Source organism: Deinococcus aquaedulcis, from assembly GCF_019693445.1.
Taxonomy (GTDB): Bacteria; Deinococcota; Deinococci; order Deinococcales; family Deinococcaceae; genus Deinococcus; species Deinococcus aquaedulcis.
The window spans coordinates 259,132-279,509 of the sequence record NZ_JAHRBL010000002.1 but is presented as its reverse complement, the minus strand read 5'-3'; the positions used below and the strand labels follow the sequence as shown (position 1 = coordinate 279,509).

The 20,378-nt window shown below is 68.3% G+C and carries 21 protein-coding genes; 14 read left to right on the top strand and 7 right to left on the bottom strand.

Going from position 1 to position 20,378, the window contains the following annotated elements; genetic code table 11:
* Window positions 1-84: 84 nt before the first annotated feature.
* Together KMW22_RS04305 and KMW22_RS04300 are read left to right on the top strand one after the other, a co-directional pair.
* Window positions 85-540, top strand: coding sequence for a YbjN domain-containing protein (locus KMW22_RS04305; protein ID WP_221088793.1), 456 nt, complete (start codon window positions 85-87; stop codon window positions 538-540).
* Window positions 541-741: 201 nt separating this feature from the next.
* Window positions 742-1,878 (top strand): acyl-CoA dehydrogenase family protein, encoded by a 1,137-nt coding sequence (locus KMW22_RS04300; protein ID WP_221088792.1) that lies wholly within the window; start codon window positions 742-744, stop codon window positions 1,876-1,878.
* Between the two features lie 194 nt (window positions 1,879-2,072).
* On the opposite strand, the gene KMW22_RS04295 is transcribed toward KMW22_RS04300, so the two are convergent.
* Window positions 2,073-2,552 carry a hypothetical protein gene (locus tag KMW22_RS04295; protein ID WP_221088791.1) on the bottom strand — a complete coding sequence of 160 codons (480 nt, stop codon included), beginning with the start codon at window positions 2,550-2,552 and terminating at the stop codon, window positions 2,073-2,075.
* Window positions 2,553-2,680: 128 nt separating this feature from the next.
* Here KMW22_RS04295 and KMW22_RS04290 point away from each other — a divergent pair, with 128 nt between their 5' ends.
* The 4 genes from KMW22_RS04290 to KMW22_RS04275 all read left to right on the top strand — a co-directional run bounded on the left by KMW22_RS04290 (window position 2,681) and on the right by KMW22_RS04275 (window position 8,354).
* Complete coding sequence (locus tag KMW22_RS04290) at window positions 2,681-3,028, top strand: hypothetical protein (protein WP_221088790.1); 348 nt, start codon at window positions 2,681-2,683, stop codon at window positions 3,026-3,028.
* A gap of 124 nt (window positions 3,029-3,152) precedes the next feature.
* Window positions 3,153-5,444 carry a protein translocase subunit SecD gene (secD, locus tag KMW22_RS04285; protein ID WP_221088789.1) on the top strand — a complete coding sequence of 764 codons (2,292 nt, stop codon included), beginning with the start codon at window positions 3,153-3,155 and terminating at the stop codon, window positions 5,442-5,444.
* Window positions 5,445-5,565: 121 nt separating this feature from the next.
* Window positions 5,566-6,609, top strand: a complete 1,044-nt coding sequence (gene argC, locus KMW22_RS04280; protein WP_407928422.1) for an N-acetyl-gamma-glutamyl-phosphate reductase — start codon at window positions 5,566-5,568, stop codon at window positions 6,607-6,609.
* Window positions 6,610-6,782: 173 nt separating this feature from the next.
* A complete protein-coding gene (locus tag KMW22_RS04275; protein WP_221088787.1) occupies window positions 6,783-8,354 on the top strand; it encodes a hypothetical protein in 1,572 nt (523 codons plus the stop codon).
* Between the two features lie 45 nt (window positions 8,355-8,399).
* Here KMW22_RS04275 and KMW22_RS04270 read toward each other — a convergent pair whose 3' ends face one another.
* Window positions 8,400-9,242, bottom strand: coding sequence for an MBL fold metallo-hydrolase (locus tag KMW22_RS04270; RefSeq protein WP_221088786.1), 843 nt, complete (start codon window positions 9,240-9,242; stop codon window positions 8,400-8,402).
* A gap of 131 nt (window positions 9,243-9,373) precedes the next feature.
* The gene (locus tag KMW22_RS04265; protein ID WP_235692558.1) at window positions 9,374-9,808 is read right to left on the bottom strand and encodes a damage-inducible protein DinB; all 435 of its coding nucleotides are present in this window, start codon (window positions 9,806-9,808) and stop codon (window positions 9,374-9,376) included.
* Between the two features lie 173 nt (window positions 9,809-9,981).
* Here KMW22_RS04265 and KMW22_RS04260 point away from each other — a divergent pair, with 173 nt between their 5' ends.
* Entirely contained in the window at window positions 9,982-10,452 is a 471-nt protein-coding gene (locus KMW22_RS04260) for a response regulator (protein ID WP_407928421.1), read from the top strand.
* A gap of 103 nt (window positions 10,453-10,555) precedes the next feature.
* Here KMW22_RS04260 and KMW22_RS04255 read toward each other — a convergent pair whose 3' ends face one another.
* Together KMW22_RS04255 and KMW22_RS04250 are read right to left on the bottom strand one after the other, a co-directional pair.
* A complete protein-coding gene (locus KMW22_RS04255) occupies window positions 10,556-11,698 on the bottom strand; it encodes a hypothetical protein (RefSeq protein WP_235692557.1) in 1,143 nt (380 codons plus the stop codon).
* Entirely contained in the window at window positions 11,695-12,498 is an 804-nt protein-coding gene (locus KMW22_RS04250; protein ID WP_221088784.1) for a TrmH family RNA methyltransferase, read from the bottom strand. The genes KMW22_RS04255 and KMW22_RS04250 overlap by 4 nt, the downstream gene beginning before the upstream one ends.
* 66 nt (window positions 12,499-12,564) lie before the next feature.
* Between KMW22_RS04250 and KMW22_RS04245 the strand changes: the two genes are divergently transcribed.
* From KMW22_RS04245 to KMW22_RS04230, 4 genes are read left to right on the top strand one after another with little or no spacing between them, the layout of a single operon-like run.
* On the top strand, window positions 12,565-12,975 hold the full coding sequence (locus KMW22_RS04245; protein WP_221088783.1) for a YchJ family protein: 411 nt from the start codon (window positions 12,565-12,567) through the stop codon (window positions 12,973-12,975).
* Between the two features lie 8 nt (window positions 12,976-12,983).
* Window positions 12,984-13,916 (top strand): prohibitin family protein, encoded by a 933-nt coding sequence (locus tag KMW22_RS04240; protein ID WP_221088782.1) that lies wholly within the window; start codon window positions 12,984-12,986, stop codon window positions 13,914-13,916.
* A gap of 4 nt (window positions 13,917-13,920) precedes the next feature.
* A complete protein-coding gene (locus tag KMW22_RS04235) occupies window positions 13,921-14,466 on the top strand; it encodes a hypothetical protein (protein WP_221088781.1) in 546 nt (181 codons plus the stop codon).
* A gap of 59 nt (window positions 14,467-14,525) precedes the next feature.
* Window positions 14,526-15,410 (top strand): NAD(P)-dependent oxidoreductase, encoded by an 885-nt coding sequence (locus KMW22_RS04230; RefSeq protein ID WP_221088780.1) that lies wholly within the window; start codon window positions 14,526-14,528, stop codon window positions 15,408-15,410.
* 48 nt (window positions 15,411-15,458) lie between these two features.
* On the opposite strand, the gene KMW22_RS04225 is transcribed toward KMW22_RS04230, so the two are convergent.
* Window positions 15,459-15,668: a hypothetical protein gene (locus KMW22_RS04225; protein WP_221088779.1), complete on the bottom strand. Its 210-nt coding sequence runs from the start codon at window positions 15,666-15,668 to the stop codon at window positions 15,459-15,461.
* Window positions 15,669-16,031: 363 nt separating this feature from the next.
* Window positions 16,032-17,492: a glycoside hydrolase family 3 protein gene (locus tag KMW22_RS04220; RefSeq protein ID WP_328774592.1), complete on the bottom strand. Its 1,461-nt coding sequence runs from the start codon at window positions 17,490-17,492 to the stop codon at window positions 16,032-16,034.
* Between the two features lie 48 nt (window positions 17,493-17,540).
* Here KMW22_RS04220 and KMW22_RS04215 point away from each other — a divergent pair, with 48 nt between their 5' ends.
* The 3 genes from KMW22_RS04215 (at window position 17,541) to KMW22_RS04205 (ending at window position 20,353) form a co-directional block, all read left to right on the top strand.
* A complete protein-coding gene (locus tag KMW22_RS04215; protein WP_221088778.1) occupies window positions 17,541-18,227 on the top strand; it encodes a putative N-acetylmannosamine-6-phosphate 2-epimerase in 687 nt (228 codons plus the stop codon).
* Window positions 18,228-18,470: 243 nt separating this feature from the next.
* Window positions 18,471-19,700, top strand: coding sequence for an ABC transporter substrate-binding protein (locus KMW22_RS04210; protein ID WP_221088777.1), 1,230 nt, complete (start codon window positions 18,471-18,473; stop codon window positions 19,698-19,700).
* Complete coding sequence (locus tag KMW22_RS04205) at window positions 19,682-20,353, top strand: hypothetical protein (RefSeq protein ID WP_221088776.1); 672 nt, start codon at window positions 19,682-19,684, stop codon at window positions 20,351-20,353. The genes KMW22_RS04210 and KMW22_RS04205 overlap by 19 nt, the downstream gene beginning before the upstream one ends.
* Window positions 20,354-20,378 lie beyond the last annotated feature (25 nt).

The following is a 20,378-nucleotide window of genomic DNA, read 5'->3' as shown; positions in this document are numbered from 1 at the left end:
GGGCGGGTGTTAGAATCGCGCCGGGTTTCAACCACAGACAGACGATTTGCTGATGTGCTTCACCCACCGAGGAGGATGGTTTCAATGACGATGGAAACGGCGCTGCTGACCCTGGACACCCTGGCGAAGTACCTGAAGGACAAGGAAGTCCAGCTGGACATGGAAGAGAACAACGGTCAGCGCTTCATCCGCATGGGCTGGCGCTTCGAGATGGGCGACGCGGCCGTGTTGGTCAGCGTGAACGACGGCCCGAACAACACCAGCCGCCTGGAGATCACCTGCGTGACCCAGAAGCAGTACGGTGACCGCCGCGTGGAAGTTGTGAACATGCTCAACGACCGCAACCGCGAGCGCGCGTTTGCCCGCAGCATTGACGCCGACGGCAACGTGTGGCTGGAGTACGTGGGCTTCTACCCCACCCTGGCCGAAATGCCCCAGGAGACCTTCGACACGCTGTTTGGCGGCGTGCTGATGCACTTCCAGGACGACTACGCCGCGCTGGAGGGCTTCGTGCCCCAGGCGCAGCAGCCCCAGGCGTAAGCGGGCTGACGGGCGGGATTTTCCCGCCCTTTGTCTTACTCTAATAAGTGAATAGATTCACGATTTTGCCAAATCGTGAAGTTTTTGTTTCCTCATCAGTTGCTGAGCTGCTGTGGAGGGCCCAGCTGCCTGATAGATTGAACCCAGTTCAAACCTCTGGCCTCGCCCGCCTGTGGGCGGCCACCCTTCAAGGAGTCTCGCATGGATTTCACCCTGTCCGATGAACAGCGCCAGTTGCAGCAGCTGGCCCGCGATTTTGCCCGCAAGGAAATCATTCCCATTGCCGCCGAGTACGACCAGAAAGAAGAACTGCCCTGGCAGGTCGTGGAAAAGGCCTTTGAAGTGGGCCTGCTCAATCCCAGCATTCCCGAGCACGCAGGTGGCCTGGGGCTGGGCATGTTCGACGAATGCCTGATTGGCGAGGAACTGGCCTACGGCTGCATGGGCATCTACACGGTGCTGATGGCCTCTGAGCTGGGAATTGCCCCGGTGCTGATCGGCGGCACCGAGGAGCAGCAGAAGCGTTTCTTGGGCCCGCTGACCGAGAAAGCGGGGCTGGCGGCCTTTGCGCTGAGTGAGCCCAACAACGGCTCGGACGCGGCGGCGATGGGCACCACTGCTGTACTGGACGGCGACGAGTGGGTGATCAACGGCACCAAGATGTGGATTTCTAACGGCGGGCTGGCCGAATTTACCGTGGTGTTCGCCACCACCGACAAGCAGGGTGGGCACAAGGCCACCGTGGCGCTGGTGGTCCCCAAGGACGCGCCCGGCTTTTCGTGGAACAAAATTAAGCACAAGATGGGCCAGCGCGCCTCGCTGACCAGCGAACTGGTCTTCGAGAATGTGCGCGTGCCGCGCGAAAACCAGCTGGGCGGCCTGGGCGACGGCTTCAAGATTGCCATGAAGACGCTGGACAAGACCCGTATTCCGGTGGCGGCAGGCTCGGTGGGCATTGCCCGGCGGGCGATGGAAGAGAGCATCAAGTACGCCAAGGAGCGCGAGGCCTTTGGCAAGCCGATTGCCACCTTTCAGGCCATTCAGTTCAAGCTGGCCGAAATGGCGATGGGCATCGAAACCGGGCGTCTGATGTACCAGAAGGCCGCGTGGCTGGTGGACCAGGGCCTGCCGCACGGCTTTGAAAGCGCCATTGCCAAGGCGTACTGCAGCGAGATGGCGTTCAACGCCGCCAACGAGGGCATTCAGGTTCACGGCGGCTACGGCTACGTGGGCGAGTACCCGGTGGAAAAGCTGCTGCGCGACGTGAAACTGAACCAGATTTACGAAGGCACCAACGAGATTCAGCGTGTGGTGATCAGCCGGCAACTGCTGAAGTAAGGGCGCCAGGAAAGCGGCGGAGGGGGCACTCCTCCGCCGCTTTGCCGTTGGGTGTGACTGGATGGAGGGCGTCTGCCCTCTTCAGAGCTCTGCCGCCCGGATGACAGGGGCCGTTCCAGGGAGAGGACGTTTGGCGGCTTCCTCTCCCCCGCTGAAAGCCAGTTTGAGCAGAAGGGCCTTTCGAGCCAACGACCTTAAGTGCCGCTCTGGGTGCCGGATGCTGGGGCCGCCTGCCCCTGGCTTTCCGGCAGGGCGCCGCGCGGGCCGTGGTCGTGGCCATGTCCGGGCCTGCCCCGGCCGCCAGGGCCGCCAAACCCGCGTCCTCCAAAGCCCAGCGGGTGGTCCTGCAGGTGGGCTTTCATCTGAGCGGCGCGGTCGCTGGGCATGTCGCCGGCTTTCACGGCTTGGTCAATGGTGGCGCTGCTGGCCGAGACCGCAGCAGCGCGCAATTGGTCCACGGTGATGCCCAGCGTGGCGGCCAGCTTTTGCAGGTACACGTCGCCGTAGTTGGTGCCGGACGGGGTGCGGGGGGCCGCCTGGGGGGTCTGGGGTGAAGGCTGAGCCTGGGCGGCGGGGGCGCTGCGGGCTGGGGTGTTGGCGGTCACAGTACCGGCCAGCACCACGCCAGCGGTGAGGGGCAGGGCAGCGAGGGCGATCAAGGGCAGTCGTTTCATGGGGAACACTCCTGGAATGGGGGCGCGAACGCGGGGCGGCGTGGGAAGGGCCCTTTCCCACAGGCGGCAGTGTGCGGGCCCGCCGTTAAGTCGCGGCTAAAGCGCCGGGTGCGCTATGCTGGGTCGCCTTGCGAGACCGGAGTGGCTTTTTTCTGACGTGGCGGCCCGTGGCCCGCGCGTGGCCTGGGCTGGTCTCGCTGATTTCGCTGCTGGCGGTGCTGCTGGGCACGGCGCCCACGCTGCCGCCCGACAGCAGTGGCTTAAACGCCGCCGGGCGCCTGACTCCCGCGCTGCCGGAGTTGCGCCCGGCCTCACTGCCTGGGGCGCCGGTACCCATGACGGCCGGCACCCCGCCCGAGCCGCTGGTGCTACCCACAGTGCGCCCGGGGCCGCCCACCGCGCCGCTGGTCTGGCAGGCCCCGCAGCGGCGCCCACGGCTGAGTGAACTGGGCCGCCGGCAAACCGACGGGGGCTGAGGGGCCCTGGGTTGACCGCCGAGCGTCACCCGGTGCCCAAGGGGGCCTGCTGGTCCCTGGAGAACGTGCCCATGCCGCTCTCATTCCTTCCTCCTTTCCCTTCTGAACCTCTGGAGTTTTTCCTGTGACTTACGGCAACAACCGCAATAAAGACGGGCGCCGCGCCCCGGCCAAGCGCGCGGCCCCCACCGCCAGTCGGCCCAACCCCTGGACCGGCCTGCTGCTGCTCCTGACCCTGCTGGCCAGCCTGCTGTACATCTGGCGCCCCTGGGAACACCGCGACAACCTGTGGTCCCTGTGGGGCGACAAGTTCCAGTTCATGACGCTGGGCCTGGACCTCAAGGGCGGCCTGCGCATTGAGTTGGCCCCCGAAAGTGGCACCGCCACCCGCGAAGAGCTGGACCGGGTGAAGACGGTGATTGAAAACCGCATCAACGCGCTAGGCGTGGCCGAACCCACGGTGACCATCGCCGGCGGCAAGCGCGTGGTCGTGGAGATTCCTGGCGCCACCCCGGCTGTGCAGGACCGGGCCCGTAACATCATCAAGCAGACGGCCCGTCTGGAATTCCGCATTGTGCAGGACGGCGCGCAGCCGGATCAGGCGCTGCAGACGCGCAACCCGCGCACCGGGGGCTACACCCTGGCGCAGCTGGGGCCGGTGCAGGCCACGGGTGAAGTGATCAAGGACGCCCAGGCCGCCACCGATCCGCAAAGCGGGCGCTGGATCGTGACCTTCCAGAACACCGACAAGGGCGCGCAGACCTTCGGCGACTTCACGGGCAAGAACGTGGGCAAGCTGATGGCGGTGGTGCTGGACGACCAGATTCAGTCGGTGGCGACGATTCAGCAGCGCCTCTTCCGCGACGTGCAGATCACGGGCAACTTCACGGCCGAGGAATCCAATCAGCTGGCGCTGGTCCTGAAGTCGGGCGCGCTGCCCATCAAGATCAAGACGGAAGCCGAGCGCTCTATTGGGCCGACGCTGGGCGCCGACGCCATTCGCAGCGGGGCGCTGGCTTCGCTGGCCGGCATCGCCCTGATTTTCGTGCTGCTCTTCGTGTACTACGGCTTCTGGTTCGGCCTGGTGGCGGCGCTGGGCCTGCTCTTCTCGGCCGTTATCATCCTGGGTCTGCTGGCGGGCTTCGGCGCCACGCTGACGCTGCCGGGCATCGCGGGTCTGGTGCTGACCATCGGCGGCGCGGTGGACGGCAACGTGCTGTCGTTCGAGCGCATCAAGGAAGAGCTGCGCAGGGGCAAGGGCATCAAGAACGCCATTGGCGCCGGGTACAACAGCTCGACTGCCGCCATTCTGGACGTGAACACCGCGCAGCTGCTCTCGGCGCTGGCGCTGTACAACTACTCCACGGGGGCGGTCAAAGGCTTCGCCGTGACGCTGATGATCGGCGTGGTGGCCTCGACCTTCTCGAACCTCGTGTTCGGCAAGTGGTTCATTCAGTGGCTGGCACAGCGCAAGCCCAACATGAGCGCGCCGCAGTGGTTCCGCGAGCCGCGCTTTGACTTCATCAAGCCGGCGCCGATTATTTCCACCCTCAGCGTGCTGCTGGCCATTGGCGGCGGCGCCCTGCTGCTGACCAAGGGCCTGAACTTTGGCGTGGACTTCACCAGCGGTACCACCCTGACGGTGAAGACCAGTGGGGCGACCAGCACCGATCAGGTGCGCGCGGCTGTAACGGGCGCGGGCGTGCAGAAGGTGACAGCGCAGAACGCCACGATTCAGCGCGTGGTGGTGCCCGGCATTGAGGGGGCCGCCTACACCGTCAAGGTGCCGGAACTAAACCCGGACGAGATCAAGCGTCTGTCGGCTGGCATCACCGCACTGCCCGAAGGCGAGGTCCAGTCCTTTGAAACGGTGGGGCCGGCCGTGGGCCGCGAACTGACCGAAAAGACGATCTACGCCATGCTGCTGGGCCTGGGGCTGATCCTGGTGTACGTGGCCTTCCGCTTTGACCTGACGATGGGCATTGGCAGCGTGCTGGCCGTGGCCCACGACGTGGGTATCGTGCTGGGCCTGTATACGCTGCTGAACCTGGAGTTCTCGATTGCCAGTGTGGCCGCGCTGCTGACCCTGATCGGCTACTCGCTCAACGACTCGATCATCGTCTCCGACCGCATCCGCGAGAACATCCGCGAGATGCGCGGCAGGTCCTACCGCGAGATCGTGAACGCCAGCATCAACCAGACGCTCTCGCGCACGCTGATGACCTCGGTGTGCACCATGCTGCCCCTGCTGACCCTGCTGATCTTTGGTGGGCCGGTGCTGCGCGACTTCGCCTTCGTGCTGCTGGTGGGCATCCTGGTGGGGACGTACTCGAGCATGTACATCGTTTCACCGCTGGTGGTATTCCTGGAGGAGTGGAAGGCCCGCCGCAAGACAGGCACGCCCGCCAAGGCGTAAACCCAACCTCGCCCCTGCCGCCCCTCGTCCGGGGCGGCTTTTCGTTTGGTAGTTAAAGCGGGCGTGACGGTTGTCACTCTACAGGCCGCCCTCCCTCGGGCTATGCTGCGTGGCGATGAGTATGCACGAGCAGAAGACGGTCGCCATTGTGGGGGGCAGCGGCTACGCGGGCGGGGAATTCCTGCGGCTGGCGCTGGGGCACCCACACCTGCAGGTCACGCAGGTGACCAGTGAGCGCAACGCGGGCACGCCGGTTAGCCTGGTGCATCCCAACCTGCGCGGGCGCACCAACCTCAAGTTCCGCAAGGCGGCCGAGTTAGATGAAGCTGACATTCTGGTGCTGGCGCTGCCGCACGGGCACGCCGCCAAGCGACTGGCGGAATTCGAGGGCAAGGCGCGGGTGATCGTGGACCTGTCGGCTGATTTCCGGCTGAAGGACCCGGCCGTGTATCAGGCCACCTACGGCGAGCCGCACCCCACGCCGGAGCGGCTGGGTGAATGGGTGTATGGCAACCCAGAGCTGCGCCGCGAGGCGTTGCGCGGCGCGACCCGGATTGCTTGCGCGGGCTGCTTTGCCACCAGTGTGATTCTGGCCCTGTACCCACTGCTGAAACTGGGCGTGCTGCTGCCCAAGGACATCATCGCCACCGGGCTGGTGGGCTCCAGCGCGGCAGGGGCCAGCGCCACGGACGGCAGCCACCACCCGGAGCGGGCGGGCAGTCTGCGGGTGTACAAGCCGGTGGGCCACCGCCACACCGCCGAGGCGCAGCAGGAGCTGCCCGGGCACTTTCCGCTCCACCTGACGGCCATTTCCACGCCGCGTGTGCGCGGCATCCTGACCACCGCCCACGCCTGGATTCCCGATGGCTACAGCGACCGCGACGTGTGGAGCGCCTACCGCGAGGTCTACGGCCAGGAGCCGTTTATCCGCATCGTGAAGGTGGCCCGGGGCATTCACCGCTACCCGGACCCCATGCTGCTGGACGGCACGAACTACTGCGACTTGGGCTTCGAGATGGACATGGACACCGGCCGCGTGGTCCTGATGAGCGCCATTGACAATCTGGTCAAGGGCACGGCGGGCCACGCCATTCAGAGCCTGAACGTGGCCCTGGGGTGGCCGGAGACGACGGGGCTGGAGTTCGCGGGGCTGCATCCAGCATAGGGGTGAGTAGGGAGTGGTGAGTGGAAAGGGCCAAGGTGGTCCCACTCACCACTTTCCACTTCCTACTCACTGCCTTTCAGTGTTTTCCGCCGTCGCCCAATAATGAAGGCGACGGCACCCGGTTCAGGACAAACTTGCACAAGGGCAGGGTTCCCAACCTTTACCCTGCATGCATGAAACGCCTTGCTCTGGTCCTGACGCTGGCGCTCGGTCTGGCGGGACCCGTCTTGGCACAGCGGGCGCCCTCACCCCTGCGGGTCACCACCAGCCTGGGCACGCTGCCTTACACAGAAACGCCCGATACCGCCGTGGCGCTGCAGGCCCCCACCTTTGCGGGGCTGTTTGTGAATGGCCCGCAGGTGGTGATCCAGGTGACGGACACAGGGGCCGCTTCGCAGGCAGCAGTGCTCGGGGCGCTGCACGAGCGCCGTGGACCGGAGCTGGCGGCGCAGGGCCTGACGCTTGAGGGGGCCCGCTTCGAACTGGTGCGCTACAGCGCTCTGGAACTGGCGCAGGCCCGGTACGCGGCGTGGGGTATTCGGGGCTGGAACTCGATTGGCACCGGGAACCGGGAAAACCGCGTGAAGGTGAGTCTGAGCCTGCCCGAGTATCTTGAACCCGCCCAGGCCCACCTGCGGGCGCAGGGCATTCCGCTGGACCTTGTGACGTTCACGGTGCCCCAGCCCCGGGCCCTGCCGCTCCGCACGACCTGGACCGTGCCCCACCGCGCAGCGCTGCAGGTGCCCCGGGTGGTGGCCCAGGGCGACATTCTGCCCATCAACTTCTGGATCACGTCGACTGGAGCGGCCCCTGTTGACCTGGATGTGGGGCTCTGCAGCGCATTGCGGTGGCAGGTCATCAATGCGCGCGGGCAGGTGGTGCGCCCGGCACCCGGCGACAACATCTGCCCCAGCGTGCTGCAGATGGCGCGCCTCAAAATGGGCGAATCTATCAACCTCACCCGGCCCGAGCCTCAGACCCCGGGGGTGTACTGGGATCTGCGCGATCCCTCTGGCAGCCTGCTGCCTCCGGGCACCTATACCCTGCAGGCGGCTATGCAGCAGGGCACACAGGTCATCCGTCCGGCCGACGTGCCCTTCACCGTGCGGCCAGCGGCGCCGGACGGCGGCGTAGAGGCCGCTATTCGCGCTTTCTGGTTCGGTCACTACCTGGGGGCGCCGGAACGCGAACCGCGTTTCGTCATTCGCCAGGAGGTGCAGCTGTTGGAACTGGCGGTGCCGGACGACCGGGCGAAGCGGGCGCTGATGCGCGAAGCGCAGGACAAGGGGATTTCCCTGGCGCGGGTGCGGTTTGTGCGCCAGCCCACGCCGCCTGTACCGCCGGTTGGGCAAGCCACCCAGGCCACGCTGAAGGTGTCGCCCCTCGTGGGGGGTGAGCAGCGCCAGAGCCATATGGACCTGCGGCTCAATCCCCGGGCAGCCACCCAGCTTATTCCGCAGGCCGTGCGCTGCGAATTCGTTACGGTGGTCCTCAATGCGGGGGGTGAGGTGGTGGACTGGACCCGTCAAACGCGCTTTTCCCGGCTGCGGCTGGGGCCGCCCGAAGCCTGCCCACGCGGCGACACCCTGCATCTGGGCTTGAGCACCAGTTGGAACGGCCGTCTGAGTGATGGACAGTTGGCCCCGCCGGGCCGCTATCAGGTCCGCGCAGGCCTGCAGCTGATTCAGAATGGTGGCCGCGTGGCATGGTTGAGTGCCCCAGCAGGATGGCTGACGGTGCCCTGAAGAGGCGTAGGGGGGCCGGTGGGCATCTGCCCACCCTCTTCGGGTTTACATCCCTTTCAGCACAAAACCGCCCTTCGGATTTGCCTGCAACTGGGCAAAAGCCACCTCGGGGTCATGGGGGGTGCAGATGATGGCGTCTTCTTCAAACCACTGGCCCAGGTAGCGCTTGCGGGTCTCCAGGGTGGTCACCGGGTACAGGTCGTAACCCATGATGTAGGGCGTCGGCGCGTGGGCCAGGGTGGGGATCAGGTCGGCCACATACACCAGCACCTGTCCGCCGGCGCGCAGCACCACGCCCTGCTGGCCCAGGTTGTGGCCGGGCAGGGGCAGCAGGCTCAGGCCCGGGCGCAGTTCGTGCTCGCCGTCCACCACCTCGAACAGCCCTGCGTCGGCAATGGGGTCAATGGTGGCCGGCACATAGCTGGCGCGGTTGCGTTCGTGGGTGTGGCGGGCGTCGTGCAACTCCTGCTGCTGCACCACGTAGCGGGCGTTCGGGAAGGTGGGCTCGCCGCTCAGGGTTACGTTGCGCCCGGCATGGTCAAAGTGCAGGTGGGTGTTGATCACGAGGTGAATGTCCTCGGGGCGCAGGCCCACGGCGTTCAGGCCGCGAAAGACGCTTTCGTCGCGCTCTAGGGCGTACATGGCCTCGAACTTCTCGCCGCCCTGGTCCCAGAAGCCGGTTTCCACGAGGATGTTCTCGCCGCCCAGCTGAATCAGCAAAGGATTGATGCGCAGGCGGATTCGGTTCAGCTCATCGGCCGGGGCCACCCGCTCCCACAGCACCTTGGGCACGCTGCCGAACATGGCGCCGCCATCCAGGCGAAACTCGCCATCGGTCAGAGAATGCACGCGCACGTCGCCAAGCTGCCGCTGCTTCAACCAAGTCATGGGCCGCAGGCTAACAGACGTTTGTTGGGTGAGGGGAGGTGGGGCGGCTTGCAAGGCCAACGCAGGGCAAGGCTTCGAGGAAAAGGATGTCAGTGCACATGCACAGGCCGCCGGCTTGATCCCTTCGCTGTTCAGACCGGCTGTGGCAGGGTGCCGTGCAGGCGGCGCAGGAGGGCCACCTGCCCCCAGTGGTAGGCGGCGTGGGCGGCCAGGTCTGTAAGCACCTCGCGGGCGCGGCTGGACGGGTCCTGGGCCAGCAGCTGCGCTTCGGGCAACGCGGTCTGCAGTTCAGCGAGCACGGCGGCAAAGTCGGCTTCGGTCAGGGGCGCGTCGGGCCACACGCTCAGGTGCTCGGGCCAGGCCTGGGCGCGGCCCGAGGCGAGGTCCAGGCTGGCGCGGCCAGTCACGGCCAGATGAAACAGGAGGTCGGCCAGGGTGTAGGGCAGCCCCGGCACGGCGCGCGTCGCCTCGGCCCAGGTGAGACCCGCCAGCAACTCTTCGGGGCGGCGGAAGGCGGCGCCACCGATCAGGGCGTACTGCAGCACGTTCAACGAAGGTGCACTCATGGTCTCAGCCTAAAGCCCGGGCCCCAAGCTGACGAAGGCTTCAAGGCTGCCTCAAGGGCATGTCGCCGGACCCTAAAGCCCAGCTGGGGCCAGGACTCAGAGGTGACTGGCACACTACAGAACAAGCAGGGCCACCCGACGCGGTTCCTGAGTCTTTGCAGAGGTTGTTACCCATGATGCACGCCCCCTTCCAGTCGCCCACCGCCATTCAGATTCTCCTGGTCGAGGACAGTGAGCCGGATATCCTGCTCACCCAGGAGGCGTTTGCCGAAGCGGGCATTACCAATGAGTTGTATGTCGCCCGCGACGGGGTTGAGGCCTTGGAGCGCCTGCGCACACCCGGCGCTATCCCCCGGCCAGACGTGATTCTGCTCGACATCAACATGCCGCGCATGAACGGCTTGGAATTCCTTCGCGAGATCAAGCGCGACCCCCAGCTGATGACCATTCCGGTGATCATGCTGACCACCAGCGAAGCCGAAGAGGACATTCTGCGCTCATACGAGGCCTTTGCGGCCAGCTACGTGGTCAAACCGGTGGACTTCGACCGGTTTTACTCGGCCATTCAGGCGCTGGGGCGCTACATGGTCACGATTGTGCGGGTGCCAGGGCCCGGCGAGCCGCCAGGGCGGCGCTCGGCGTAGGGGATGGCCGGTTGACGCGCCTGAGTGCTTCACAAACGTCGGCATTCACCCACGATTTACCCGAGAGGGCCCCAGGCATCGTCCCTGGGGCCCTTCTCGTTTCTTAGCCCTCGCTGACCAGGGCTTCGAGCAGGCGTAGGGCTTCTTCCAGGCGGTGGGCCTGAATGCGCGCAGCGGTGCGGGTCTGGCGCCACTCCAGACGCACGCGGGCGAGGCTCAGGGCGTCGGCGCCCAGTTGCGACACCTGCAGGGCGCGCCGCTCCAGGGTTTCGACCTTGGCGGCCAGATCACGTAGGGCAGCCTGGTGGGCGCGGGCGGCGCCCAGGGTGGCGTCCAGCTGGGCCTGGGCGTCCTGCTGGGCGGCGTGCAGGGCGCGCTGGGCCTGGGCCACCTGCGGGGCCCCCTCGCCGGCCTCGCCCGCCTGCCACTGCGCGTAGTTCAGGGCGTGGCGGGCGCGCAGCACGTTGGGGTGCAGCGGCACGCCCAGCGAAAAGCGCGCGGTGTTCAGGTCCACGTCCAGCATGGTCAGCGGGGTATCAGCGTCGCGCAGGTCAATGAGGGGGGTAAAAGCTTCCAGAAAAGCGGCGGTCTGGCTGGCCATCAGGCGGGTGTGGGCCAGTTGCCCGGCCACCGGCTGCCCGGCGCGCGAGGCTTCGTCCAGTTCGGCCACGTTCAGCTGCAGCAGTTCGCTCTGGGCCACGGCCGCCGCCACCTGATCGGCCACCTCCACGCGGGCGTGGTCGGCGCGCAGTTTGCTCAGCATCTCCTCGGTTTCCCAGCGGCGCACCTCGGCCTGGGCGGCCTGCACGTCCCACTCGGCGGCGCGTTCCAGGGCGCGCAGATCGGGGTTCTGGCGAATGGCCGAGAGGCTGCGCCCGGCGATCTCGGCGTGTGAGCGGGCCAGCAGCAGCGGCAGGTCGTGGGCCCGGCGGCCCCACTTGACCGGTCCCGGGGCCGGGGCGATGGGGCCGGGGGTGGGCTGCGCGGGCACCGGCACGGTTTCAGCAAAGCGCGCGAGGTCCAGGGTGGTGCTTTCCAGCCACTTGTCGGCACGGGCGTCACCGTAGGTGCCCTGCATCAGGGTGTAAACGTCCTGCAGCACGGCCACCACATCACGGGGACCCAGGGCGCGCAGAGCGGGCCAGCCCCGGCGCTGAATGGCGCCCTGCACAGCCTGCTCGGCTTCGCGCACGCCCAGTTCCACACTCAGGCGGGCCTTGAGCCAGTCGCGGTAGGGATCACTCATACGGCCTCCTGTTGCGGGGTGCGGCGCTGGCGGGCGCATTCGTACAGCATCAGGGCAGCGGCGGTGGCGACATTCAGGGAATCGGCGCCTCGGCCCTGCATGGGAATGCTCAGGGCGTGGTCGGCGCGGCGCCACGCTTCAGGCAGGCCCTCGTGCTCGGTGCCCAGCAGCAGGGCCACGCGGCCGGTCAGGGGCGCGTCCCAGTAGGTGCGCGGGGCGTCGGGGGTGCAGGCGAAGGTGGTAAAGCCGCGCGCCGAGAGCCACGCGAGGGCGTCTGCTTCATCCAGCACCGCCACCGGCAGGGCAAACACGCTGCCCTGCGAGGCGCGGATCACGTTGGGGCCGTAGGGATCGGCGCCCCGGCCCAGCACCAGCACGCTGTGGGCCCCGGCGGCGTCGGCGCTGCGCAGGATGGCGCCCACGTTGCCAGGTTTTTCCAGGCCGTGTAAGACCACCGTCACCGCCTGCGGCCCGGGTTCGGGCAGGATGGGGTGCGGCGTGGGGGCCAGGGCCAGCAGGCCGTCGGGGTTCTCGCGGCCACTCACCTTGTCAAAGGCGGCGCGGCTCAGTTCGGTGACCGGGCCCAGGGCGGGGGCCAGCGCGGCGGCTTCGGGGCTGTGCAGGGCGGGGCAGGAAAACACACTTTCGGGGCGCACGCCGGCCTGCAGGGCCCGGGCCAGTTCGCGCGCGCCTTCAATCAGGATGGTGCCGCTGCGCTCGCGTTCGCGCCGCTCGCGCAGGCGCACAAGCCGCTTGATCTGCGGATTTTGCAGGGACGTGATGGGTGCGGGCGCGGTCATGGGTTCTGATTATGCCGCGCGGCGCGCCGGGCCGCAGGCGGGGGGCAAATGCTCTAGGGTGGGCGCATGGCGCTGGCCTATCCCCCGTTCAAATCGTGCCCGTGTGGGTCTGGGCGCAGTTACGCCCACTGCTGCTCGCCGCTGCACGCGGGCGCGGCGGCCCAGAGCCCGGAAGCGCTGATGCGCTCGCGCTACTGCGCCTACGCGCTGGGGGACGCCGGCTATGTGTTGCGCACGTGGCACTCGGAGACCCGCCCCGAAAGCCTGAGCCTGCAGCCGGGCACCCGCTACGTGGGCCTGCGCGTTCACCGCGCGGCGGGCGACGAGGTGGAATTCACGGCGCAGCTGAAACTGCCGGACGGCGAGCGCTACAGCTTCCGCGAGCGCAGCGTGTTCCGGCAGGAGAGCGGGCAGTGGTTCTACCTGCGCGAGGCCGAAGCGGCTGAGGCGGGAACGGGCGCCCGCGCCGCCCCGTAGCATGGGTCATGACGGACAATGGAGTGAAGGGAAAGGTGGGCACAGGGACGCCGCTGCAGCTCAAGCCGCCCAAACGGGGGGTGGCACTGACCGTGGGGGGCCTGCTGCTGGCCGCGCTGCTGGTGGGCCAGAGCGTCAAGGTGATTCCGGCAGGCTACGTGGGCGTGGTGTTCAGTGCCCTGAGCGGGGTCAAGGGCGGCGTGCTGCAGGAAGGGATTCACTTTCTGGTGCCGTTCGTGGACCGGGTGAACCTCTACGACGCGCGCCTGCAGGAAGTCACGCTGGCCCACACGGTGAGCGACGGTGACGAAGGGGCCATCCGCGCCCGCAGTAAGGAGGGGCTGGACATCACGGCGGACGTGACGGTGCAGTTCCGCATTGACCGGGCCAAGGCAGCGATTCTGCACAAGGAACTGGGGCGCAACTACCTGCAGACCGTGATTCGGCCGCAGGTGCGCAGTAAGGTGCGCGACTCGATTGGCCAGTTCAGCGCGGCGGACATCATCAGCACCGAGCGCCGGGCAGTGGAGGCCAGCATCACCGGCGCGCTGCGGCAGGTCTTCGAGCGCAACAATCTGGTGCTCGACAGCGTGCTGCTGCGCGAACTGCGCATTCCCGACAGCATCGCCAAGGCCATTGAGCAGAAACAGGCAGCCGAGCAGCAGGTGGCGGTGGAGAAAAACCGGCTGCAGCAGGCCAACATCAGCGCCCAGCGCGCGGTGGTGGAGGCCGAGGGCGCGGCCAAGGCGTCGGTGGCCAAGGCGCGCGGCGAGGCCGAGGCGCTGTCGCTGCGCGGCCGGGCCCTGCGCGAGAATCCGCAGCTGATTCAGCTGACGGTGGCCGAGAAGCTGGCCCCCGGTATCCAGACCGTGATGCTGCCCAGCGAAGGCAACTTCCTGCTGGACGTGGCGAACCTGACCAAGCCGAAGAGCGGCAACTGAGCCCATGACCGCCGTGCTGATTCTGATGGTGATTTTTGCCGGGATCATCGGCATCGTGTACGTGGACAACACCACGAAGCGCGGCCGGGCGCTGCCGCCGGGGGGCCGCCCGGCCCTGCCAGAGCCGGCAGCGGCCCCCGCCCTGCCTGCCCCCATCCCCGACGCTGCCGAGACGCTGGCGCTGCGGCTGCCCGAGCCGGCCCGCGCCCAGGTATGGTCGCTGCTGTGCCGCGTGGCTGACGCCCTGGCCCATGATGACAACGACGCCCGCACCACGTTCCTGCTGACGCAGACGCGCGCGGACTACCTGCCCGAAACCCTGCTCGCCTACCTGCAGCTGACCCCGGAGGCCCGGGGGGTACTGCTGCGCCAGGGGCAGCCGGCCGAGGTGCTGCTGCAGGAGCAGCTGACCCTGCTGGACGACGGCGTGCGCGAGGCGGTCCGGCGCGACCACGCCGCCGCCGACCGCCTGCTGACCCAGGGGCGCTTTCTGCGCGAGCGCTTTGGGGCGCGGGCCAGCGAGTGGCAGCTGCCCGACCAGCAGGGGTGAGCGCCAAGGCGCTGGGCAGCGGTGAAGCTGGTGGCCGGTTCATGCACTAGCCTGCGGGCATGACCACCACGGCATTTCTGGGACTGGGCGCGATGGGATTTCCTATGGCGGCGCATCTGGCGCGGCGGGCGGCGGCGCAGGGGGGCCGCGCGCTGGTGTGGAACCGTACGGCCGCGCGGGCGGCGGCGCACGCGGCGCAGCACGGCAGCGAGGCGGTGGACCTGGACGGAGCCGCCCAGGCCGACGTGGTGCTGACCTGCCTGCCCACCAGCGCCGAGGTGGACGAGGTGCTGACCACGCTGGCCCCCAGGTTGCGGCCCGGCACCGTGTGGGTGGACTGCACCAGCGGGCACCCGGAGGCCGCGCGGCGGCAGGCGGCGGCCCTGGCCGAACGCGGCGTAACCTTTCTGGACGCCCCGGTGAGCGGCGGCACAACCGGCGCGCAGGCCGGCACCCTGACGGTCATGGTGGGCGGGGACGAGGCGGCCCTGCAGCGTGTGGTGCCGGAGCTGGCCTTTGCGGGCAAGGTGGTGCATGTGGGCGGCAGCGGCGCGGGTTTCGCGGTGAAGGCGGTGAACAACGCCCTGCTGGCCGTGAACCTGTGGGCGGCGGGCGAGGGGCTGGCGGTGCTGGGGCGCGCGGGGGTGGACCTGGGCGCGGCCCTGGGCGTGATCAACGCCAGCAGCGGGCGCAGCAACGCCACTGAGAACCTGATCGGCCAGCGGGTGCTGACGCGCGAGTTTCCCGCCACCTTTGCCCTGGGGCTGCTCGCCAAGGACGCCGGGATCGCCGCCGAGCTGACGGGGGCGGTGAAGGGCAGCGCGCCCGTGCTGGCGCAGGTGGCGGCCCTGGTGCGCGGCGCGGCCGGCGTGGTGGGCCCAGACGCCGACCACACGGCTGCGCTGAAGCTGATTGAGGCGATGAACGGCCTGGAATTGAAGTAAGGGCGGTAGAGAACCAACTCTGCCGCCCCCTCCGTTACTTTTCAGCCGTTAGCGCATTCCGGGGTCGGCCTGGAGCTTGCGCTGCTCCATCAGGCCCATCAGGCGCAACCACTCCTCTTCCGGCAGGTCGTCCAGGGCGTGGCCGTCGTGGGCGTCGCTCAGGAGGTCGCGCATGATCAGGGCCTCGCGGTCGGTGGTGGTCTGGGCGCCCATGCGGGCCAGAATGGGCTCCAGGGGCATGAACCGTGAAATCTTCATGGGGCGAGGGTAGGTGACAGGTGGGAGCGGGACGTGAACGGGGCAGAAGGGCGCCTTCACGTCGGGCGCGGCTCAGGGGCACTCGCAATGGTTCGGGCGGTGTGCAAAGCCAGTGACGCGGCGGTTAGGAAAACGTCGTCTGGGATGCATGGCCCCTCTCAACCTCTGCTCTGCGGCACAGTGCTCCGAGTCCTTCCCAAGGGGGAACGGCGGAAGCGCCGCGTTCATCGGGTCACCCTAGCTGACCTGTTGGGCCTGGCCGCACTGTTACAAGCCTTGAGGCCTGAGCCAGTGGAAAACGAACGAACTCAGGAACCGCGTGGGCGGTTGATCTCCAGACCGGGCACGCCACTCTTTTCCCGGTCAGAACGGTGCCGTTCCGTCAGCGGTCTGCTCGCCGCGCAGCCACGCCAGCACGGACCGGCGGGCTTCGGGGCGAAAGCCGTAAGTGATCAGGGCCGGGGCGTCCACATCCAGGGCGGCGTAGGGGTTGTACAGGGCGAGGTGCAGGTCCGGCTGGGCGCCCTGCAGGGCCGGGGCGCGGTGGCGGGCGGTGGTCGCCAGAATGATGGGCTTTCCGTGGGCGCGCAGGGCCGGCCAGTCCAGCGTTTCGGGGCGCTCGAAGGGGTGGAGTTGCACGTCGTAGACGGTGCCCAGTTCGCGGGCCAGGGTCTCGGCGTCGGCGCCGGCCTCGCTGACGTTGTGACGCTCGGGGGCGCGCCACGCCACCAACAGGATGTGCGAGCCGGGCGGGGGGGCCTGGGGCGTGCGGTAGGCGGTCAGGCCAGCGGCCCAGGCTTGGGCAAACAGGGCCTCATCGGCACCGGGGTCGGGGGTGTGGGCCACCTGGGCGGGAAACGTCTGGGCCAGGGCGCGCAGGCGGCCCAGGCTGGCGCTCATCTGCGCGGGGTCCAGGCGACCCGTCGCCAGGGCCTCGGCCACGGCGACCAGGGTGGCGTCCTGCGCCTCGCGGCGGCCCAGGGCCATCACCAGATCGGCCCCGGCGCCCAGGGCCAGCACCGCCGCCTCGCCGCGCCCGTAGTGGCCGTCGATGGCCTGCATGCCCATAGAGTCGGTGACGATTACGCCCTCGTAGCCCCAGTCGCGGCGCAGCAGATCAGTCAGAATCGCCCGCGACAGGGTGGCAGGGTGCTGGGGGTCCAGGGCGGGATACACGATGTGGGCGGTCATCACCGCCGGGGATTCGGGCAGCAGGGCGCGGAAGGGGGCCAGTTCGGTGGCGTCCAGCGCGGCGCGGGGTTTGGGCACGGTGGGCAGGGCGAGGTGGCTGTCTAGCACCGTGTCGCCGTGGCCGGGAAAATGCTTGACGCAGGCGGCCACCCCGGCCTCAGCGTGGCCCCGCAGCGCCGCGCGGCCGTGCCGGATGACGGCGGCGGAGTCGGCCCCGAAGGCCCGCTCGCCAATCACCGGGTTGGCGGGGTTCACGTTCACGTCCAATACCGGGGCAAAGTTCCAGTTCACGCCCACCCGGCGCAGCTGGCGGGCCAGGGCGGCGCTCACGGCCTCGGTCAGTGCGGGGGCGTCGGCAGCGCCCAGCGTCATGGCCCCCGGGGCAAAGGGCCAGAACGCCGGGCGCAGAATCGCGCCGCCCTCGTGATCAATGGCGATCAGGGCGCCGGCGCCCAGCACGGCGCGCAGGTCCGCGCACAGGGCGCGCAACTGGGGCTCGCTCTGCACGTTCTTGCCAAACAGGCACACGCTGCGGATGCCGTGGCGCTGCAGGTGGGCGGCGGTGTCGTCGTCCAGGGTGGGGCCAGGGATATCCACCATCAGCAGTTCGCCGGGCTGGGGCAAGGGGGTCACGGTGTGCAGCGTACGGCAGCCGGGGGCCGGGCGTGTACACTGCGCGCCGTGACTCCTGGGCAGCGGTGGGCGGCGCGGCGCAGTGCGCTGGTGGTGAGCGTGCAGGCCGACGAGGGCAGCCCGCTGCGTGAGACGGCCCATATCGTGGCGCTGGCCCGAGCGGCGCTGCTGGGCGGCGCGGCGGGGCTGCGGCTGCGGGGCGCCGGGGATATTGCGGCGGTGCGGTCAATAACGGCCGTGCCCATCATCGGCCTGACCAAGCAGGCCCACCCGGGCTCGCCGGTGTACATCACGGCCACGCCGGGGGAGGTGGCGGCGGTGGCGGCGGCGGGGGCCGATGTGGTGGCTTTTGATGCCACTGACCAGCCCCGGCCCTGGGCGGTGGGCGATCTGGTGGACGCGGCGCACGCGGCCGGGTGCCTCGCCATGGCCGACATCAGCACGCTGCAGGAGGCGCACGCGGCGCTGGCGGCGGGGGCGGACCTTGTGGGGACCACCATGAGCGGCTACACCCCCCACAGCCCGCCAGGGCCAGACCCCGATTTCGCCCTGATGCGGGCGCTGGCGGCGGCTGGCCTTCCCTTTGTGGCCGAAGGGCGGCTGAACAGCCCTGCCCTGGCCGCGCAGGCGCTGGCGCTGGGGGCGCAGGCGGTGGTGGTGGGCAGCGCGATTACGCGCCCAGACCATGTCACGCGCTGGTTTGCGCAGGCGCTGAGTGAGCCGGGCTCAGGTTGAAGCGTTCCATCAAACAGCTCCTCCGAGCGGATATGCCCAGGAGGGCATGAGGCGGCCACCGCGCCCCGGGAGGGCAAGTGAACGGGCTTTCGGACATGACATGGGGCCAGGTCAGAGGCGCCCTGGACAGCCGAAGATCTGAAACCACCGCCACGTCCTAACGACAAGGCGCGCGCCGGGCGCTACAGTCTGGGCACACCACAACCAAGCCGCCCCCACTTCTGCCCCGCGCAAGGAGTCCACATGAAAACACTCTGCCTGACCGCCGCCCTGTTCTCCGTTTCCCTGGCGAGTGCCCAGAAGACCCAGCTGGAGTTCTGGACCATCAGCCTCGCGCCGCTGTTCAACGACGAAATGAACCGCCTTGTGGCGCAGTTTGAGAAGGAAAACCCCAGCGTGGAGCTGAAGTGGGTGGACGTGCCCGCCAGCGCCATGGAGCAGAAGCTGCTGGCGGCGGTGGCGGCCGGGCGACCCCCGGCGGCGGTGAACCTCAGCAGCGATATGGCCGTCAAGCTGGTGCAGCAGGGCGCGCTGGACAGCCTGGACCTGAGCGCAGCGCAGAAGAAGCTGTATTTCGCCTCGCCGCTGAACACCTTCACCTTCGACGGCAAGGTGATGGGCGTGCCCTGGTACTGGGCGCCCAAGGTGGTGGCTTACAACGCCGATATCTTCCGCAAGGCGGGGCTGGACCCCAACAACCCCCCGCGCACCATCCAGACCCTGATCGCGGCGGCCAAGCAGATCAAGGACAAGACCGGCATGTACGGCTTTATGCCGAACATCAACGGCATCAACATGCTCTTCCTGTTTCAGGAAGCGGGCCTGCCCATTCTGGACAAGAGCGGCAACCGGGCCGTGTTCAACAGCCCCGAGCACGTGAAGCTGCTGGAGACCTACGTGGACCTGTACAAGAAGGGCTACATCCCCGAAGACACCATGCGCCGGGGCTTTACGGCCGCTACCGAACTGTATTCGGCGGGCAAGCTGGCCATGCTGATCACGGGCCCGCAGTTCATTCTGCGCGTGGCGAACGACAACAAGGCCATCTACGACGTGACCCGGGTGGCGCCATACCCGATCAATCTGGCGGGCAACGTGATTCATACGCCCCTGATGGGCTTTACCGTGCCCAAGGGCGTGAAAGACAAGGCCCTGGCCCAGAAGCTGGCGCTGTTCCTGACCAACGACGTGAACCAGCTGGCCTTTTCCAAGGTCACGAAAACCACCTTTCCCAGCACGGTCAAGGCCAGCACCGACAAGTTCTTCAAGCAGGGCGGCCAGAACGCCATTGACCAGGGCAAGCTGGTCTCCAGCACCGAGCTAAAAAAGGCCAAGGACCTCACGCTGGTCTACCCGGATGCCAGCAAGCTGAACAAGGTCTTCAAGGACAACATTGAAGCCGCGATGGCGGGCCAGAAGAGTGCCAAGCAGGCGCTGGACGACATCGTGAAGGCATGGAACGCCAGCCTGTAGGACGTGGCGTGCGGCGCGGGGCCGCCCTGCTGGTGGCCCTGGGCGCGCTGGCCGGGGGTAGCGGCGTCCTTGCGGGTGGCGGCGGGCCTCCACCCGTGGACCCGTTCCGGGACTACGAGATGCCCACCGACCGGCCCGCCATGCGCCCGGACGACCAGCCCGAGTTTCCACCCGGGGCCCCCCTCCACGATCCGGCGGTGGTGACCCCGGGCATCTGGGACCAGAGCCTGCGGGTGCGGCCGGGCACCCGGGTGGCGGTACTGCTGACAGGTGATCAACGCTTTGCTTTCGTGGCGCCGCTGGAATCGCGCATCGGCGAGGCGCATCTGGTGGTGGCCTGCCTGCCGGGCGGCGGGGCGCGGGTGGGGCTGAACTGGCCGCTGGTTCGGGGGCAGGGCGCAGGAGTGCGGTACGCGGCGCAGGTGGGAGGGGTGTGGCGAGCCCTGAGTGTCATGACACCTCCAGCCGACACGCCCGAATTCCTTCCTCTGGCCGCAGCGGACGGCGCCGTGCTGCTGGGCGCGCTGCACCAGGGGCAGACGGTCACGGTGCGGCGCACCTGGGCTGGCCACACGGCGGCGCTGACCCTGCCCGGACGCGGCGTGGCGGCGGCGTGGCACGAGCTGGGTGCCTGCCGCCCCGCAGTCCCCTGAGCGCGGCACCCACCCGAAAGGAGCG